The sequence below is a fragment of the Stieleria sp. genome (assembly GCF_041595215.1).
In the GTDB taxonomy this organism is placed as follows: domain Bacteria; phylum Planctomycetota; class Planctomycetia; order Pirellulales; family Pirellulaceae; genus Stieleria; species Stieleria magnilauensis.
This window is the reverse complement of sequence record NZ_JBFHKV010000025.1, coordinates 1-19,310: the sequence shown is the minus strand read 5'-3', so window position 1 is coordinate 19,310 and position 19,310 is coordinate 1. Positions and strand designations below refer to the sequence as shown.

General features: G+C 59.0%; 14 protein-coding genes. 7 read left to right on the top strand and 7 right to left on the bottom strand.

Annotated features, from left to right (window positions below; all coding sequences use genetic code 11):
* On the bottom strand, positions 1-2,712 hold a 2,712-nt coding region (locus ABX749_RS01965), incomplete at its 3' end, for an FG-GAP-like repeat-containing protein (RefSeq protein WP_372894534.1).
* 513 nt (positions 2,713-3,225) lie between these two features.
* Here ABX749_RS01965 and ABX749_RS01960 point away from each other — a divergent pair.
* The 5 genes from ABX749_RS01960 (at position 3,226) to ABX749_RS01940 (ending at position 8,295) form a co-directional block, all read left to right on the top strand.
* Positions 3,226-4,497, top strand: coding sequence for a DUF1559 domain-containing protein (locus ABX749_RS01960; RefSeq protein WP_145213178.1), 1,272 nt, complete (start codon positions 3,226-3,228; stop codon positions 4,495-4,497).
* 241 nt (positions 4,498-4,738) lie between these two features.
* Positions 4,739-4,918 carry a hypothetical protein gene (locus tag ABX749_RS01955; RefSeq protein ID WP_372894533.1) on the top strand — a complete coding sequence of 60 codons (180 nt, stop codon included), beginning with the start codon at positions 4,739-4,741 and terminating at the stop codon, positions 4,916-4,918.
* A gap of 125 nt (positions 4,919-5,043) precedes the next feature.
* Positions 5,044-6,174: a multiheme c-type cytochrome gene (locus ABX749_RS01950; RefSeq protein WP_372894532.1), complete on the top strand. Its 1,131-nt coding sequence runs from the start codon at positions 5,044-5,046 to the stop codon at positions 6,172-6,174.
* 290 nt (positions 6,175-6,464) lie between these two features.
* Positions 6,465-7,706, top strand: coding sequence for a tetratricopeptide repeat protein (locus tag ABX749_RS01945; protein ID WP_372894531.1), 1,242 nt, complete (start codon positions 6,465-6,467; stop codon positions 7,704-7,706).
* Between the two features lie 190 nt (positions 7,707-7,896).
* Positions 7,897-8,295, top strand: a complete 399-nt coding sequence (locus ABX749_RS01940; protein ID WP_372894530.1) for a DUF2784 domain-containing protein — start codon at positions 7,897-7,899, stop codon at positions 8,293-8,295.
* A 113-nt stretch (positions 8,296-8,408) separates the two neighbouring features.
* Here ABX749_RS01940 and ABX749_RS01935 read toward each other — a convergent pair whose 3' ends face one another.
* Together ABX749_RS01935 and ABX749_RS01930 are read right to left on the bottom strand one after the other, a co-directional pair.
* On the bottom strand, positions 8,409-9,230 hold the full coding sequence (locus ABX749_RS01935) for a hypothetical protein (protein WP_372894536.1): 822 nt from the start codon (positions 9,228-9,230) through the stop codon (positions 8,409-8,411).
* 408 nt (positions 9,231-9,638) lie between these two features.
* Positions 9,639-11,069, bottom strand: coding sequence for a sulfatase-like hydrolase/transferase (locus ABX749_RS01930; protein WP_372894529.1), 1,431 nt, complete (start codon positions 11,067-11,069; stop codon positions 9,639-9,641).
* A gap of 517 nt (positions 11,070-11,586) precedes the next feature.
* Between ABX749_RS01930 and ABX749_RS01925 the strand changes: the two genes are divergently transcribed.
* Positions 11,587-14,355, top strand: coding sequence for a DNA translocase FtsK (locus ABX749_RS01925; protein WP_372894528.1), 2,769 nt, complete (start codon positions 11,587-11,589; stop codon positions 14,353-14,355).
* 59 nt (positions 14,356-14,414) lie between these two features.
* Here the strand turns inward: ABX749_RS01925 and ABX749_RS01920 are convergent, their stop codons facing one another.
* The 4 genes from ABX749_RS01920 to ABX749_RS01905 form a co-directional block, all read right to left on the bottom strand.
* Complete coding sequence (locus ABX749_RS01920) at positions 14,415-15,083, bottom strand: ABC transporter ATP-binding protein (RefSeq protein WP_372894535.1); 669 nt, start codon at positions 15,081-15,083, stop codon at positions 14,415-14,417.
* 90 nt (positions 15,084-15,173) lie between these two features.
* Entirely contained in the window at positions 15,174-16,109 is a 936-nt protein-coding gene (locus ABX749_RS01915) for a prenyltransferase/squalene oxidase repeat-containing protein (RefSeq protein ID WP_372894527.1), read from the bottom strand.
* Positions 16,110-16,703, bottom strand: coding sequence for a thioredoxin family protein (locus ABX749_RS01910; RefSeq protein ID WP_145213209.1), 594 nt, complete (start codon positions 16,701-16,703; stop codon positions 16,110-16,112). It lies immediately after the preceding gene.
* Between the two features lie 160 nt (positions 16,704-16,863).
* Positions 16,864-17,679: an enoyl-ACP reductase gene (locus ABX749_RS01905; RefSeq protein ID WP_372894526.1), complete on the bottom strand. Its 816-nt coding sequence runs from the start codon at positions 17,677-17,679 to the stop codon at positions 16,864-16,866.
* Between the two features lie 195 nt (positions 17,680-17,874).
* Here ABX749_RS01905 and ABX749_RS01900 point away from each other — a divergent pair.
* Positions 17,875-19,310, top strand: a 1,436-nt coding sequence (locus ABX749_RS01900; protein ID WP_372894525.1) for a sigma 54-interacting transcriptional regulator, incomplete at its 3' end; no start/stop codon positions are given.

The window sequence follows — 19,310 nt, the reverse complement described above, 5'->3', positions numbered from 1 at the left end:
CCAATCATCGTCGTCGAGCAACGCAAACGTGCCGTCGGTATGACGATGAAAAACCTGGAACGGCTGCTCGTAGGCATATTCACCGTCATCAAACTCACCAATATGACCGTTCGTAACCACGATTTCGTCGCTCCCGTCATCATCCAGGTCGATCGCTTCGGTTCCAAAGCCGACCGTCGCCAAGGTCGGTTGCAGCAAGCCGACCTTGCCGGTCCGGTCGCTCCAAAACCCCGGTGCGACTTGTTCGTAGTAAATGTTGTACTCATTGGCAAAACCGGTCACGTACAGGTCCAGATCGCCATCGCCGTCAAAGTCACTGGCCGCAATTCCCATGGAAGCTTGGGGCCGGGAGGCGGCGTCGACGGCAACGCCACGGGCGACTGCGGTTTGGTCCAATCGCACGGGTGATTCATCGGATTGCGTCGCGGCGGTTTGCGTTGCGTCGGTTTGCGTTGCGGCAGTTTGCGTCAACAATTCATTAGGCGACATGTCATTGGCAAAAAGAATCCCCTGCGTGTCCGGTAGCAGCATGCCCGCTAGCACCCCCATCGTTCGGCCGGGCGAGATGGGATCGGACAGGCGATCGGTTGCTTCGGAAAAGCGGCCGTAAGCATCGGCCAAGTAGACTCGGTTTGCTTGGGCGCGAAATCGCAGCGGATGACAGGTCCCCAGTGCGCCGGATTCGTTCGGGCAGGGTCGATCGGGGGCACCCGCGGTCGAGCAATAATTGCCGGTCACCAAGTCTGAGATGCCATCGCGGTTGATGTCCACGAACGCGGCACAGGTCGTCCACTCGGCCGTCGTGTCATCGTCGAAAAGATCATCACAATTGCTGAACGATCCGTCGCCGTTGTTTCGCAGCAGTCGATTGGCACCGAGGTTGGCAAAGAACAAATCGGGAAATCCGTCTTCGTTGAAATCGCCGACGCAACACCCCTGACCGAAGTCGGTGTAGGCGACCCCGGCCGGTATTGAGACCGGCAGCAGGCGGTCACCGTTGTTCCTGAGCAGTTGGTTCGGGTGCGAGTCGGATTGCAACATCTCTCCACCGGCCCCCATCACCACGACATCCGACCAGCCGTCAAGATCGTAGTCGATCGCGCCGCCGCCGACGCCCGTCGACCGCGTCAGCGCGCCGCGCCGACCGTCGTCTGGATCACTGCCGGCACCCATGCCGGTCAGTCCCCAGCGATCGCTTTCATCACGCAGACGAATCGCAACATTCGGTGAAGCCGAGGGGACGCTCGCAATTTTCGGATCCACGTCGATGTCGTCCGGCGCGGGTGTCATTGGCGTTGTCGCTGGCATCGGCAGATGTGACAGGTCGATGTCGAACTCAGGGTTCCAGGTCGTGGACTGCCAGCGTTGATCCTGCTTCAGTCGATCAATGATCTGTGTTCGGGTGACGGCCAGATCTGCAACCGTGTCGTCGACAAGCGTCGTGGCAACCGCCGCCCACGCTTCCGCTTCCCAATTTCTGCCAAGGCGGGATAACGATTTGGCGATCTCGACGGCAATCCATTGACTCTTGTGTTCGCTCCAAGTGAATGCATTGAGATGTTTGCGCATCAACAACAGGTTCTGCACACGCTGGTCGATCTGATACAGTTGGGCGTGCGAAACCGAATCAGAAAACTCGTCGGCCGATTTTTGAAGCATTCGTATCGATGTCGCCAATTGAGTCCACGCGACGCTGCTATTGGGATCGCGCCGTGTCGCTTCGTGAAACGCCCGCGCCGCGTGGGCGTGTTCGTTTCTGGATGCCCACCACGTGCCCAGGGCGAGCCAGTAGTCAACCTGGTCCTTACAATCCTCCGACGCGCGGGCGATCCAGGCCACCAATTCCGAATCAAGATGTTGGGCCGCAAGGACATACCCAAGTAGGGCTTGGGCCGGCGCAAATCCCGGATGTCGGTCAAGGATCTCGCGACAAACGCCCCGTGACGCTTCAAACTTTCGATTGTCCTTCAGATCGATCGCTTCTCCCAACCGAACTCGCCTGTCATCGGGGTTTCGCTCGATCATCCATTGCACCGTTTGAGTTGAAAACGTGCGGCTCTCGGCATCGGTCAACGCGACCAATAATTGCAGGTCAAAGTTGCGGTTGCGGATCAGCGTTTGGTAGTGTGGCTCGATCAATACATTGCGTTGGGCTTCTTTCAAGAAGCCGACCAACTTGACGCGTAGAGGATGATCGGATGGATTGGCTTGGACCGCATCTTGCAGCAAGTTGATCACGTCGTAGAGACGCCCCACGTCGATCAAGGCTTGGATCGCGTGCTCAACCCGCTGCGGATCGAAGTCGCTGTGCCGAGCGGCCTGGACCATCAGATCAGCCGCTTGCGACGTGCGCCCCGTCCTTGCCGCGATCACTGCGACTTCCGTGATCATCGCTGGATCGTCCGGGGCCAAAAGCAATGCTTGCGGGGCCTGTTCCCAAGCAACGTCCCAGTTGCGATCTGAAACCGCGCGCCGCATCATCTCGATCGGATCGGACAACTGTTCCTGATTGTTGCCGACCTCGTGTTGAACCGTTAGTTCTAAATCGGTGCCACACCCCGCGACCCAACTCAATGCGACGAGCAGACACCAACGTTGCATCGGCGCGAGATACGTTGAACGGTCGGGCGGCAACGTGTTGGGCCCAAGTTTGCGGGCCAACTTCGCGATGACTCGGTGGCCAGAATAGAAGGGAACTGTAGGAAGCGTCATGCCCAACGCGGCAAGTGGAGAGATGAATCGGCGGGACGTTTAGTCTAGCTCCAATCGCATCGAAATGGGGAACGGCAGAATGATTTAAAGTCGCAGAATGATAGAGGACAGAACAATGATCTGCCCACTCTTGATGAGTGAACACAAACACCGCCACTTATGGAGAACACTACATACCCAGAGTGTGTGCAATGTATCGTTTGGGTTCATAAAATAACAAAAGCGGCATTTTATGCGGAACATTTCGGTCGCTGACGCGGTTCATTGCTCTACATGACTGATAGCAAACCCATCGATGGGCCAGCGAATCAGTTGCCCGCCTAGAAGCAATGCGTTCGCCCACCCAACAGGCATTGAAACTTTCCCTGCTTTAGGGAAGTGGTTCGGAATTTATCTACGTTCATTGATTGGTATTCAATTCGTTGGATGCGATTGGATTTAGAACGGACCACATTGAGCGTGAGGCTATTCGTCGGCGTTATCACTTCCTTCTTTGTTTCATTGGAGCACGAAATGGTTCGAACTCGCACAGCAGGTCGCCCTGCTGGTTTTACACTCGTTGAGTTATTGGTGGTCATCGCCATCATTGGGATCTTGGTGGGGCTTCTCTTGCCCGCGGTCCAGGCTGCACGAGAGGCCGCACGACGAATGAGTTGCAGCAACAATTTCAAGCAACTCGGTTTGGCAATTCACAATTACCATTCGGCATTCAAACAACTGCCTCCGTATGGTGGAGGCACGGGCAAAGGCCATGAGACGCCGCCGGCATGGTGGCGTGCGAGCAACACGGCCAATCGCAAAAGCCTCAGCATCTGGGTCCCGTTGACGCCTTACTTTGAGCAGCAAGGCCTGTGGGATCACATCTCCAACCGAAGCATCCAGACGGTGACCGGCGCCACGCCTCCCGGCCCTCTTAACTTCTGGCCGGAGATGGGGCCGAGCCCCAAGTCTTATTCGACGAATCCGGGATACATCCCCTGGCAGTCGGAGATCCCGACGTTGCGTTGTCCGAGCGACGGGGGAACGGGACTGCCGGGACGTGGCCGCGTGAACTACGGTGCCTGCCTGGGCGAGGCACCGAAGAACCAGATCATGTCCCACTTTGACACCGCTCAGATGGTGCCCACGACCAATGCCGGCAATGCGAGGAACGCCAAAACACTGCACCGCGGCATGTTTGCCCCGTACTCAAAATTCGCGTTTCGTGATGTAAAAGACGGACTGTCCAACACAATTGCGTGTGGAGAAATTGTTACCGACCAAGGCGACAAGGCGGTCAAAGGATCCATTTCGTGGGATGCAGGTGGCAATGGCGACCATCACTTTTTCAATCCAATGCACTGTGTCGATTCCAACGAGATCGATCCGGATCGGCCTCGATTCTGGTGTGACAGCCAAAGCACGGGTAACTGCACTCCGCCGGTCAGCGTTGTGGTCAATGAGACCAATGGTCGTGGGATGAGTTGGGCCTCGGCGTTTCGGACTTCGATTCAAGCCGTCTTTACCGTGCGTCCGCCCAACAGTGAACTCTGCATCGGACAGTGGGCCGACAACCTGGGCAACTTTTCACCCAGCAGTTTCCACCAAGGTGGGTGCCACGTGTTGATGGGCGATGGTGCGGTCACGTTCATCAGCGATTCGATCGAAGCCGGCGATCAGCGGGCATCGGGAATCTGGTACGACCAGAACCAGTCCCGCCCCGGAGCGGAGAGCCCCTATGGCCTGTGGGGCGCGCTCGGCACCAAGGCTGCCAGTGAAGTGATCGACGAGCAACTGAACCAGTAAATCTTGAATCAGTACGCTTTATTGCGACGTCTGATTGTGAACATCGCGTCTCGTCCTCTTGAATAGGGGACGAGGCCGACAACGTCCTCGCGTGACAGTGATGTGGACTTCCGGTCTGTTGTTGCATCGACAGGCTGGAATCCTATCCCGCTTCTGCCACCGCTGATCATTAGCAATCCGCGGTTTTCTCGAATATCAATTGTTTATTGTTTTATCTCCTTTGTTCTATAAAGGTTCTTTGATGAGAAAGTATTTCTTTACATCGCTTTGCATCCTCTGCTTGATTCCCGCCGTCGGCTGCGGAGGCTCCGGAGACACTGCGATTGTCGGACCGCCTGAAACAGAAGCGACCAGCGATGTTCCGGTTGAAGGCATGAGCGAGGAAGAGTACGCCAAAGCGATGCAACAATCGGCGAGTTAACTGCTGCCACTGATTGTCTTGCATCACTCCTACCGGCTATCGTTGCCGGATTGCCTCGGTCAAACGGCCCGGGCAATCCGGGCAACGGGGTTGTCATTGGATCGCCCGTCTCGTTTTCGTTGCCAATGAATCGATTTGCCAATCACGCCCACGTTGCGGTTCCTGGAGTCGTCGCGGGTCTGTGCATGTTGATGATGCTGTGCCCGTTCGCGACGTTCGATCGGGCTAGCGATCGCGCGATGGCTCAAGATGCCGTTGGAGCGACTGAACCGACCTATGTTGGCAAACAGGTTTGCCGCGAATGCCACCCAGAGAATTTTGAACTGCATCGCCACTCCGGCCACGCCGATACGTTTGCGACAACGCTCGAATCGGAGATCGCGAAGAAGTATGCCGAGAAAGCGTTGGATGCCGGAGAGCCTTATGGCGTGTTCCAGTATCGGTTCGGACAAGACGGGTTACAGACTCGGCGGATGGCCGATTCAAATCAAGGTACGTTCCCGCTTCAATACGTTCTCGGGTCTGGACGCAATGCGGTTACTCTGCTGACGCTGATCGACGACGAAGGGGCGGATGTCGCCGGGGTCGAACACCGGATCTCTTGGTTCGGGTCTCATGGTGATTTCGGTTTGACACCGGGACATGTCGGCATGGTCCCGGGAAACACAACCGAAGTTTGGGGCAACGTCGTTCGCGGCGAGAGCGTCCAGCAGTGCGTCTATTGCCACACGACCACGGGCACCGTTGTCGGAACGGAGATCGTCAATCTGGTTGCCGACGTGAACTGCGAAAAATGTCATGGCCCGGGCAGTGAGCATGTTCGCCAAGCAAGAGCATCGTCGTCACCGCCGCCGTATTCAGTGGGCCGCGAACAATGGGATTTGGAGTCGGAGTTGCAATTGTGCGGCAACTGCCATCGGTTGCCGCGCCACATCGATCCGCTCGCGCTCCGGGAATACACCAGCGAATTGCTTCGCTTTCAACCCGTCGGGCTGCTGAGGAGCGAATGCTACTTGGAATCCGAAGGCAATTTCATGTGTTCGACGTGCCATAACCCGCATCAAGATTCAAAGACCAAGTCAACGGCTGACTACGAACAGGATTGCCGGAATTGCCATCAACCGAATTCCGACGACCATGTCGCGTGCAGTGTGTCTCCGACGGACGGTTGTATCGAATGTCACATGCCGGCGAAAACGTTCGAGCAGGGGATGGTCTTTCACGATCATTGGATTCGCATTCGGAAGGAACCATGAAAACGCTGCCTGGATGCGGTCTGTCTCAAGCATGCTGCCCATGGAGTTGGCCGAAATCGCTTCGACGAGACGCTTTGTTTGTCGCGACTTGTTTCGGTCTGCTGATTTGGCTTGGTGGTTGTGGGCACGAAAGTCGAGAAACGAACGGCGGCGGCGTGTCTCACTCCGCTGCTTCGAATTCGAACGCTTTGACCGTCGCGGCTGAAATCCAGGTCCACGAACGACGGAGTCCTGAACCGAAGCCATACGCTCGTCCGATCCTTGATGACGCCTCCACGGACGAAGAACCGATGCCCGCTCCGGCGGCGGCTGCTCCGCCGACGGACACGCCGACGGATTCGCTGACGGATTCGCCGACGGCGGCCGACGCGGGCAAGCTTGCTGCCGAAGCCTTGCGTACCGGTGACATCGACGCGGCCTACCAACACGCCAGGACCGCGATGTCCCAGACGCCCGAGGATCCGCAAGTGATCTTCTTGATGGCTCGTGTGCTGGGATTGCGCCACCGATTTCCCGAAGCGGTCCGGATGCTCGATCGGCTGATGGCCTCGCATCCGGAAACCCGCTTGCCCGCCTTGGGACAGACGTCCGAGTGGCTTGTTCTGCACGGCGACTACGCGGGCGCCGAATCACGCTTGCGAAGTCTCTTGGATGAGGTGCCCCATGCCGCGATGGCCCATCGCGCGCTGGCCAACGTGTTGCTCGGTTTGGGAAGACGTCTCGAAGCGGCCGATCACCTTCGGACGCTTTGTCGCCAGGGGGACATCCAGGAATCGGAGCTGCTTTCCCTGTTGCAGGTCTCGACCCCGATCGTGGGAACACGCGTGATCGAACCCCTCAATGAGTTGGCCGAAGCGCTCGACTTGATCGCCGCGAACAGACTGCAAGAGGCACGTCGCGTGTTGCGTGAATCCTCGCGTCACGACGCCGATCACAACGCACTGCTCGGACGAGTCTTGGTGCTTCTACATGACGCCGAAGGGCTTGAAGAATGGAACCCGAACAAAAGCCTGGACCGCCGCGATCGCCAGACCTGGTTCGCCATGGGGGCACGGCATGCCTGGTCGGGCGACCACGCATCCGCGACGCGTTGTTTTTGCGAAGTCGTGCTGCGAGATCCGACGGATGGTCAGGCGTATGAATTATTGAGTCGATCGCTGTCCGAATTGGGATCGGAAGAACCTTCGAACGCTGCGGCCGAGCGTGCGGAGCTGATCGCGCGGACCCAGGTCATCGCCGCCGGGTTGAAGCCATCGGCCAACCAGCGACTGGCTCAGATCGACGAGCTCGTGCAGATTCTTGAGCAACTGCGGCGTCATGACGAGGCCCTCGCTTGGCGGTCCGTGCAAGTGCTGTACGGGCAATCGGTGCTCACCAAACAACAGGCGATCGAGCGGATGCGGCAGATCAATCAGCGTCGTGTGGAGCTTCGTCAATCCGGTGGATTTGGGCCCGGTGACTCGTTTGTCGTTTGTGGCGTGGAGTTGGAGGGGTTGCGGGGGACAGAGGTGGGGACAGTGGAGGCAGAATGATTCGGAGCAGAATGATGGGGCAAAACAATGGGGGCAGAACAATGGGGTGCAGAACAATGCAGGTAGAATGATGGGGGGCCCCGAGTGAGGGATCATTCACTTGGGCGAAAAACCCGGGATTTTGCAATCCGTCTGCGTGGCGGTGTCGTCTGACTTTTGCACAGGTGGCTTCGAAACGGAGAGATGAGAGATGTATTACAAGCTATTAGCCGACCTGACCGTCGCGGTTCACTTCGGCTACGTGGCGTTCGTCGTCTTGGGGGTTCCGCTCACGATCTTCGGCGCATGGAGGGGTTGGGGTTGGGTGCGGAACCGCTGGTTTCGAGGCATTCATTTGACGATGATTCTGGTCGTCGTCTTGGAAGCCTGGGCGGGCGTGACGTGCCCGCTGACGACGCTAGAAAAGGACTTCCGGGCGGCCGCGGGAGGGCAGACGTACCAAGGCGACTTCATCGCCAATTGCCTGCACGACGCGATGTTCTTTGACCTGCAACCGTGGGCCTTCACGGTCGGTTACACGCTGTTCGGTGCGTTGGTTGTCGCCACACTGGTGCTCGTCCCGCCGCGCTGGCGAAGGCAACGCGGCTGAAGGCAAGAACAGGTTGGTCAAAAAATGACAGAGCGTGACGGCTCTTTGGCATGCTCAGCATGCCCGACGCAGTTGTCCCGAGAAGCTAACAGCTAATTGCTAACAGCTAACAGCTACGGCCGGCGGGCGGTTCGAACGACACTGTCGATCAATTGCTCGGTCATCCGGGCGCGGTATTCCATCATGCTGTTGGGGCCTTGGAATCCGACCACGGTCTCGTCCCAATTGAGTTCTTTGCTGATCATGTGACCGGCGTCCAGGTCGAACTTGATCGTGCCGTTACTGAGTTGTTGGACGACTTGGGCCCGCACGGATTGTTCTTCGATCGGCGTCAGCGGTTCACTGCGGACCGACAGCGTGGCGACGCCGGATTTCACTTTTTCCAGCGTGTAGAGTTCACGGATTTTGATCGGTTTGACCAATCCGTCTTCGGTCCGCGTCTTGATTTCTCGGGGGATCGCCCAGGAGTCGCCGATCGCGATCGGTTCATCGGGCAAGGCCAGGGACAGCGAGCCCATTCCCAGTGACGCTTTACTGCCGCCGTTGTCTTGGCGGTCGGTTTCTTGGCCGCGGGGGTTGATCGTCACGGTGGCCAGTGTTTTGCCGATCTGCTCGGCCACTTTGGAGAACACTCGGGGCGGTTCTTCGCCGGATTGGCTGGACCACCGGATCTCTTCTTTGTCGCCTTGTTGTTGGGTCATTTCGACAGAATCGACGACGTGATCGAACGTCATCTCGTCGCCGTCGACGTGCGTGACGGCCCAATGCCGCTGGCTGACGGTGTGGACCTGCGAGATTTCCTCGTCGCCTTTCAGCCGGGTCTTGGTCTTTGCCACATGCGTGACTTCGTAGCTGAGTTTTTGCCCGCCGGCCAACGAATAACGCAGCAAGTATTTGGTCGATTCATCGTCGGCGGCAAAACCGATCGACCCCAAGGTGGCGAGGGTGAATGCGATGGCGAGGCAATAACGGTCCACGGTTCCGGTCTCCTTACACTGACTCGATTTGAAGGTGGGCCGTGAAACTCGCAGATTCGCAATCGCGGTGCAAGAGCGATTGAGAGTGGCTGTTCGGAAGCCCAGAGGGCGGGCGCCAAACGGCTGATCACCGTTTGACATCAGCCGGTTCGCGCCAGCGCGAGCGGCGCCCTTGGCAACGGCGGGGTTAGCGGAACGGCGCGAGCCGTCCGGTAGCAGCATCGACGATGCGTTGACAGACCGGAGGGCTCGCGCCCTACCGCTAACAAATGACAAGACAGACCGGAGGGCTCGCGCCCGACCGCTAACAAACGACAAGGTATTGGGCCTTGCGGCGTGCCGCGAACAACCTGCTCGACCTGCAAATCAGGGGGCCATTTGCGCGTCGAAGGCCTGCCAGCGGTTGATCAGCTCTCTCAACTTATCACGCTGCATCCCGGCCAAGTCATGCTCTTCGGAGGGATCGATTTTCAGATGGTACAACTCGACCGGTTGGCCTCGTTTGGGACGCACAATTTTCCAGTCGCCGCTGCGCAACGCCTGTTTGCCGCCGGGCATTCGCCAATAAAGATGTTGACGACCGGTCGCGATCGGGTTGTCGATCCATTGAAACAGACTGACGCCATCGGCCTGGGCGTCGGCCGGCAGCCCGGCCAGATCCAGTGCCGTTGCCGCGATGTCCAGACTGATCACCGGTCGCGGTTCGGAGACGCCTTCGGGCAACCGGCCTGGGAAACTCCAGACCATCGGGATTCGGATGCCGCCCTCGTACAAGGATCCTTTTCCGCCTCGCAGCGGGGCGTTGCTGCTGGTCAGCTCGGCGGTCGGGCCGCCGTTGTCGCTGAGAAAGACGACGAGCGTGTTGCGGCGTAATCGGTGCTGGTCGATCGCTGAGGTGATCGCACCGACGCCACGATCGAGCGAAATCAACATGCCGGCAAAGATTCGGCGTTGGATGTCGGTGATTCGTCGCAAGGCCTGACAATCGTCGAGCTTGGCCTGCATCGGGCTGTGGACGGCGTTGTAGCAGACCATCAAACAAAACGGATCGTCGTGATGTCGGTCGATGAACGAAACCGCTTCCTCGGTGATCGCTTCGGTGAGATAACGCGACTCTTCGATGATTTCCGTGCCGCGCATCATCGGGTTGTCTTGGTCATAAGACGGTTCACTCATCCGGGCATAATTGCCGCGAATCAAGTTGTCGGTGCGGATCCGTTGACCGACTTCGAGACTGCTGTCGCGGATCATCGTCAGCACGTTCTGGTAGGGAACACCGTCGGCGTGTGATCCCGGGACATAGAAGTGCCCTTCGTGCAAGAATCCATAAAACGAATCGAACCCTCGCTGCATCGGATGCCGCGGCGGGGTCGCTCCCAAATGCCATTTGCCGACCAGTCCGGTCCGGTAGCCCGCTTCGTTGAGTTTTTTCACGAAGGTGGTTTCGGAGGTCGGCAGCCCGGCGTCGGGAAGCAGATTTCGTTTTCCGGTCGGATTGATGTCGTATCCGAACCGGGACTGATACCGTCCGGTCAGAATGCCTTCCCGAGAGGGGCTGCAGTAGGACGACGTGACGTATCCGGCGGTGCAGCGGACGCCCTCATCGGCCAGGGTGTCGATGTGGGGAGTCGGGATTTGCCGGTTGCCCATCATCCCGGTTTCGCCGTAACCCAAGTCGTCAGCGACGATCACCACGATGTTCGGGCGTTCGTCGGCTCGTTGGCGTTCGTTGGCCGAGGCAACGGGGCAGACGCAGAAAGAAACAGCGAACAGCAGTGCCAGCCAACAAGGTTTCATGCTTTCATTCCCTACCGGCTGGCGACCAAGATTTGGCCGACAAACAGCCAGACGAAGGTAAAGAGGATTCCGAAGGAGGTGTGAAGCAGTTCGATGGACACTTGACGTTCTCGTGTAGATTTAGCGCTACCTGGTTGGCCTGCCACCGCTCCCTGGCTGATTCTGATTCGCCGTTTCCGGCATTCGCAACGGTTCCGTTTGTTGTTGCCCGTTGAGCATCCCGGCCGTCATGTCCGGTCACTGTACCATTGTTGCCTCTGGTGGCGGTGTGTCAGCAAAATTCGTCTCGAGTTGGCGGCAATGCGGACGATCATGTCGCTCCAATAGCAGCTAGCAAAACCTTGACGATTGCCGAACCTTGACCGCTTTGGCAAACCTTGCGGCGCGGGCAAGCTTTTTCGCTCGATCGGGTCTTTGCAGTTCCAGCAGCGGTATTCACGTCGGTTGAGTTTGACGGACGATTTTAGCCGACAAGCCTTGTTGGGAAACTGAAACTGGCCCACCTTTCGGACACTGCATGTCGGCCGACCTGATCAACGATACTCCTGCAACGCCGGACTTCGCTCGCGATGTCGGTGCAATCATGCTGATTGCGCTGACGATCCTGCTGACGATTTCATTGGTGACGCGCAACCCGGCCGATCCGCTGGAGGAACCGTTTTGGCCGATCAGTTCTCTGCACCTGCCCGATGTCTTGGTTTATCCGCCGGCCGAGCAGATCACCAATGCGTGCGGCTATTGGGGCGCGTTGATCGCCTCGGCGATGATGACGTCGATGGGATTGGCGTCGGGGATTGTGGTGGCGGCGATTGGCGGGACGGCGATTGCGTTGTTGCGTCGCGGCAGGCTCAACGCCCCGGTGCTGCGTTCATTGGGCGGCACGATCATTTTGCTCGGAACGGCCACGGCTGCGGCGATGCTGCCGATCGAGAACGAAGGCATCACCATTTTTGGTGCCGGCGGAGTGTTGGGGGCGATGTCGTCGACGTGGTTGTTGGAACATTTCAACGCCAGCGGTGCGTGGATTTTGACGTTAACGCTGCTGGTGATCGGGACGCTTTTGACAACCGACTACGCGATCTTGTACGCCAGCCGACGCATCGTTGCCGGCGGCGCCCAGGTCTCGCGCCGCGGCGTGAAGCGAGCGGCGCAAGCGATCCCGCCGGCGCTACGCCCGCGCCGTAAACCGTTCCAAAAAACTCCGGCCCCCTTCGCCGCAACACCCGACGCGGAGCAAGCGGATGCGACCGCGGAGGCCGCGCAGAATGTGGCGTCGGCAGAAACCGAGTCGCAAGAGGACGCCGACGGCCAATCCGAAACGCCTCGTTCGGAGCCGCGGATCAAGCTTCGCGCGGGCAAGCGTCGCAAGGGGGCTGCCGAGGGCGACGCCGCCGAAGCGGACTCAGCCGTCGCCGTTTCGCCACCACCAGACGCGATCGATGAAGACGAAGCCTACGAAGAGTATGAGGAGGATGATTCCGGCTACGACGAGGATGACCAAGATGATCCCGCGATCCGTGAAATCGAGATCGACGACGAAACCGTCTCGCTGCGAGGCGACCAGCCGCACGATGTCCCGGGACCCAAGATTCGATTGCCCAAGAAAAGCAAAACCGAAGATGAACTGGACCAGCTTTACGAGGACATGGTCGAAGACGCTCCGGCGGGAAGCGAAGATTACCACTTGCCCCGGGTCGATTTGCTGGAAGCCAGCGACGACATCGACTACGACGAACAGCTGAGCGAAGTCCGCCGCAAGGCCAAGATCCTGGAAGCGACGTTTGCCGATTTCGGCTTCAACATCCGGGTCGTCGAAATCGAAACCGGCCCCGTCATCGCGCAATACGAAATCGAGTTGGAAGCCGGATTGCGATTGAGCAAGATCACCAGCTTGGCCGAAGACCTGGCGATCGGATTGCGCGTGCCCAGCGTCCGCATCGTCGCACCGATTCCCGGCAAGAACACCGTGGGGATCGAGGTGCCGAACGAAAAACGTCAAGCCGTTCGGTTGCGTGACGTGATGGAAGAGTCGGACATGCGTTCCTTGAAGATGAACATCCCGGTCTTCTTGGGCAAAGACGTTTCGGGCAATCCGATGGTCGTCGATTTGGCCAAGATGCCTCACTTGTTGATCGCCGGACGTACCGGTACCGGTAAAAGCGTTTGTCTCAACGCGATCATCACGTCGATCCTGATGACGTGTCGACCGGACGAAGTGCGGATGCTGATGATCGACCCCAAGATGGTCGAGCTGAGCGGTTATGGAAAGCTGCCACACTTGATGCACCCGGTGATCACCGACATGCGCAAGGCCGAAGCGATTTTGGCTTGGGCGGTCGAAAAGATGGAAGAACGTTACTCGTTGTTGGCCAACGCCGGGGTCCGACACATCAACAGCTTCAACGACTTGGGACGTGACGAAGTGCTGCGTCGCTTGGAGATCGATCCCGAGGATGACAACGGCAGCGTGCCGGACAAGCTGCCGTTCATCGTGATCATCGCCGACGAAATGGCTGATTTGATGATGACCGCGGGCAAGGATGTGGAGCAGCACATCATTCGGCTGGCGCAAAAAAGTCGCGCCGTCGGAATCCACCTGATCCTGGCCACGCAAAAACCGACCGTCGACGTGATCACGGGTCTGATCAAAAGTAACTTGCCGGCACGTTTGAGCTTTCAAGTCGCCAGCAAAACCGACAGCCGGGTTGTACTGGACGAAAACGGAGCCGACAAGTTGCTCGGCAACGGCGACATGCTGTTCTTGTGGCCGGGAACGAGCACGCTGATCCGTGGCCAAGGGACGTACTTGAGCGACGAAGAGATCGACATGATCTGCGCCCATTGCAGCATGGGTGAGCAGAACTTTGTCGGCGAACTGATGAATTTGAAGGTCGCCAGCGAGGATGATTCCGACGGGCCGTCGCTCAATGAAGACCGACCGGACATCTACGACAGCGCGGTGGAGGTGATCATTCGCGAAGGCCGCGGGTCGTGTTCGCTGTTGCAACGCCACCTGGGAATCGGCTACGGCCGCGCCGCCAAGCTGATCGATTTCATGGCCGAAGACGGCATCGTCGGACAGTACAACGGCAGCAAAGCCCGCGACGTGTTGCTGACGTTGGAACAGTGGCACGAGATGCAGGGGTTGGATCCACCGGAACCCGACGACGAGTCAGAGGAACCGCGGCCAGCTTCCGCGATCGCCGCCGAAGACGACTACGAGGAAGAAGACGACGAGGAATACGAGGAGTATGAAGAAGAGGACGAAGAGGATTGGGAAGAGTGATGAAAAAGGTGTCGGACACGTTCTTGGTGAGATGAGTAATCTGAGTGGCGTAGTGGGGTTTAGCTTGCGACCAGGCGGCCGTCGAGTAACTCTTGACGCTGGTCCATTGCCGCGGCTAGCGCGTCGCTGTGGGTGACGCAGATCAGGATCGCGTCGTTTTCTTTTTGCAGCGTTTGCAGGACTGCGGTGACCGACTCGGCGGTGCGCCGATCCAGGTTTCCGGTCGGTTCATCGGCCAGCACCAGTGCGGGGCGCATCAACAAAGCCCGCGCGATGGCAACACGTTCGCGTTCGCCACCGGACAATTCACTCGGCAGATGGCTGGTGCGTTGACTCAGTCCCACCGCTTCGAGCAACTCGGTCGCCCGCGCGATGTGATCGGCCGAGGCTCGGCCGACGGCGAGCGAAGGCACCAAGACGTTTTCGATCACCGACAGTTGTGGCAGCAGATGGTGGTCTTGAAAGATGAAACCGACGCGTTGGTTTCGCCAGTGCGCCAGTTGCGTGTCGTCGAGCACGAAGGGGTCTTCGCCGTCCAGTTTCACCGAGCCGTCATCGGGGCGATCGAGCGTTCCGAGAATCTGCAGCAGCGTGCTCTTGCCGCTACCGCTGGGGCCGACGATCGCCATCGATTGACCGCCGGACAGTTCCATCGAAACGTCACGAAGGACTTCGAGGGGCTCACCGGCGGTGGGGAACGACTTGGATACGTTTTCGACAGTAAGGATCGTCATGTGTCTGGAAACCGGAGGGCTGTATCGGGGGCGATCGGTGGGTAGTCTAGCAACTGCTACTGCTGGTCTCCAAACCGGTGACGATCAAACCGTCAGCGCCAAGGTTGCCAGGCCGTAGAACGTGTACTCGACGTCGGCAATGTGATCGAGCGCAAACCCGGTGAAGCCTCCGCCGTCGGCTTGCATCGATTCGGCGTAGCGTCGAACGGCTGCGACATCGACCGCATCGACGGCATCCAGATCGACCAGGGTGATCATGCCCGTGCAACTGCTGAGCAAATCGGCGAACGGAATCCGCGTGTTGGCGGTCAAGCCTCCTTCATCGGATTGCATTTCCCCCAGAAAGTCGATCGTGGTTTCACGGTCGACGCGATCGATGGCGCCGAGTGTTTTTAACGTTCCGATGGCCGCGGCGGTGGGGTTCACCCCGGCGCGTTTGGCGGCTCGGATTTCCAAGTATCCGCCCTCGGGGTGAGCTTGTGAATCCAAGAAGTCCAAGACACGTTCGGGGTTCTGCGGTCGCCGTCCCATCAACTCCAGACAGAGCGTCGAGAGAAACGTTTGGTAGGTGCTTCCGGCGCGACCTTCGGGGCTCTTGGCGAACCCTCCGTCGTCGGTGCGGAGTGATTCCAAGAGCCCGGCCACGTTGTCGATCCAACCGTCGTGTTCACCATCGCGATCGTCGTCACCGATGACTTCCGCACCGACGGCCATTTCACAGATCGCGGCGCCGAAAATCAGCGAGATCAAATCGACGATGCTTTCACGATGATTCAGCCGGCTGCGCAAAAAGTCAGCCGCCGAGTGACCGATCTCGGGAGTCAGGGCGTCGAGGATCCAGAGTCCGCGCAACGCGAACGCGGTGTAGTAGGGATCGCTGCCGCCTTCACGTCCGGCGAACCCGCCGTCGCCGCGCTGCTGGGCGGTCAACCAAGCCGCATGCGTCTGCCGGACGGGTTCATCCAACCGCGTTGCTCCGGCGGCCAGCCGAAGGGTCAGGTCCTGCAAATAAGACAGCACTCAGCTGGCACCGGCGGCGTTGAAGTAGTCGGGCTCGTTGCCGGGCTTCCACTTGATGTTGCAACCCAACGACGCACGCTGCTGGGAGCTCGGGGCATCGCCGGCGAGTACCGCGTCGAGTGCCGCCCGCAGGTCTTCGCCCGTGACGGGAATGTCACTGCCCGGGCGCGAAGAATCCAACTGGCCACGGTAGACCAGTTTTTGATCGGCGTCGAACAGATAGAAATCGGGCGTGCAGGCCGCGGCGTATGCCTGGGCGACGCTTTGGTCGGCATCATACAAATACGGAAACGCATAGCCCCGTTCGGCCTTCTCTTTGGACATCGCTTCGGGCGAGTCGTCCGGGTACTTGTCGGCGTCGTTGCTGCTGATCGCGACGACGGCGACGTCCTTGGCCAAGTAATCGTCGCCGAGCGATTTCAGCTGATCGGCGACGTGTTTGACGTAGGGACAATGGTTGCACATGAAGATCACCAACAGTGCTTTCTTGCCCGCCAAATCCGACAGGCTGACGGTGCCGCCGTCACATTCGGGCAGCGAAAAATCGGGGGCTTGGGTGCCCAGCGGCAACATGGTGCTTGCGGTTCGAACCATGGAATCTCTTGCGGTCGAATGGAAAGAGGATAGGGAGTTTGAAGGTCAGAGCCAACGCGGCAAAAGCCTCTCGCTTGCCAACGCCCTGCCGGCGGTGAGGGCAAGCAGGGTGCTCACCCCACTTTAGAACTACAACAAGGCACTACGACTTGAGATCGCACTACGACTTGAGATCATCGAGCAGACGTCCGGGGCTTCCCATGGCGTTGTAACCACCGTCGACGTGCAGGATTTCCCCGGTGATGCCTTGGCTCAAGTCGCTCAACAGGAACGCTCCGGTGCGGCCGACTTCCTGGTGGGTGATGTTTCGTCCCAACGGCGCCATTTTGTCGTACAGCTTGAGCATGTCTTCGACGCCGGCGGCGCGACCGGCCAGGGTCCGCACGGGGCCGGCCGAAAGTGCGTTGACACGGATGTCCGACGGGCCGAGGTCGTACGCGGCGTAGCGGACCGCCGCCTCCAGAGCGGCTTTGCAGATCCCCATCACGTTGTAGCCGGGGACGCATTTCTCGCCGCCGAAGTAGGTCATCGCCGCAATCGCCCCGCCCGGATTCATGATCGGCTTGGCGGCGTTGGCACAGGCCAACAGGGTGTACACGCTGACATCCATGGCCAGGGCAAACCCGGCACGGCTGGTCTCGATGGTGTCGCGGCCGAGGTCTTGGCGGTCGGCAAATGCAATCGAATGGAGGACAAAATCAATTTTCCCAAATTCTTTTGTCGTCTGTTCGAATACGCTGCGGATGTCGTCGTCGTTCTGCGCATCCATGGGTAGTAGAAAAGCTGCGTTTTCATACTTGTCGGTCAACTGGGAGACGCGTCGTCGATTTCGTTGACGATCGTCGTCCGGGCGGTCCGGCAGGTGTGTGAATCCGCACACGCCACCGGCGTTCATGATTTCTTGTGCGATCGCCCAAGCAATCGAATTTTCGTTGGCGACCCCTAAAATAAGCCCCTTCTTACCCTGAAATTGCATCTCGATTCGTATTCCTAATGAAAAGGGAAAAGTCACGCGTCACCATCGCACGCATTTTGCTGCGGGGTGGACAGGATAGCGTGAAGTAGGCGACTTCGTCTATTTGCCAACGGCGGTCCGGCGGCACTTGTCCCGATGAAATGCTTCCTGGTCTGCCCCTCGACCGTCCAACATCAACGGCGAAACCTGGACTTTATGACAAATCACTCCTCTTCCACTCGTGCTCGCGAACCGATCCAGCTCCTCGACGAGATCACGTTTGCCACCGAAATCGGCCGTGCCTTGCGTGCTCAGATCAGTCGTCCCGCATTGGTCCGGCAGCTTTTCCCTCGATTCATCGCGTTGCTGGGGCTGAATTCGGCCGGCCTGGTGACCCAGCAAAAGGGCCGTTGGCACGTCGGCGCCTGGGTCGATTCGTCCGGCGACAGCTCGAACCGGCCCGTTCCGGCCGATCTGCCGATCGATCTGATCAGCGATGCGATCGACCACGGGGGTGGCCGCACCGACGGCCGCTGGTGGGCGGTGCCCTGCCAGGTCGATGTCAACGACGGCGGTGCAATTGTTTCCTCTCCCATGGTCGGCTGCCTGATCCTGGAGTCGGAAAACGAATCGATCGACCCCGATCGTGTGGACCGGCTCTCGCAGCTGCTGGTCACGGCGATCACGCAAACCGAGCTGGATGCGCGTCACCGCCATCGAATCGCCCAGTTAACCAGCGTGCTGGAGGCCGCCGCCCAGTGGCAGCAAACCCAGCTGCAGGAGTCCAGTGACGAGAACACGTTGCTGCGACAGATCGCCGACACGGCGACGGACTTGATCGGTTGCGAGCGAGCCAGCATTTTCTTGTGGGACAAGCGTCGCAAAAAACTGATCGGACGACCTGCCCTGGGAATCGACGACCGGCCGTTGGTCGTACCGGACAACGCCGGGATCGTGGGTGAGGTGCTGGCGACCAAAGCGCCTCAAATCTGGAACGCCAGCAGCGACGACGAGGCGCGCGTCAACCGCGAGATCGATCGATCACTTGAATTCCGCACGCGTTCGTTGGTCGCGGTTCCACTGAACGGTCCGCGCGGTGAAACGATCGGCGTGTTTGAGGCGATCAATCATCTGGAAAACCACTTCGACAATTCCGATGTGCTGTTGTTGTCCGATTTGGCGACCCACGCGGCGGTGGCGATCCAGGCCCAGCGGGCGCAAAAGTCATTGACCGAATCTCGCGATCGTCTCGTCCGTGACGCGGCTCGAAGCACGCCGCTGGTCGGCGCGCACCCCGCCGTCGTCGCAGTGCGCGAAAGCGGCACCAAGGTGGCCAAGACCGATTTGACGGTCATGATCCTCGGCAGCAACGGAACCGGAAAAGAAGTCGTCGCCCGACACATTCACTATGAAAGCGAGCGGAAGAACGGTCCCTTCATCGCGGTCAATTGCGCGGCTTTGGTCGAGTCTTTGTTGGAGAGTGAACTGTTCGGGCACGAGCGGGGTTCGTTTACCGATGCCAACGCGACACGCGTCGGCAAGTTCGAACTCGCCAGCGGCGGCACGCTGTTCTTGGACGAAGTCGGTGACATGAGTCCCGGAGGCCAAGCCAAGCTGTTACGTGTGCTGGAACAGCGGGAAGTCGTCCGAGT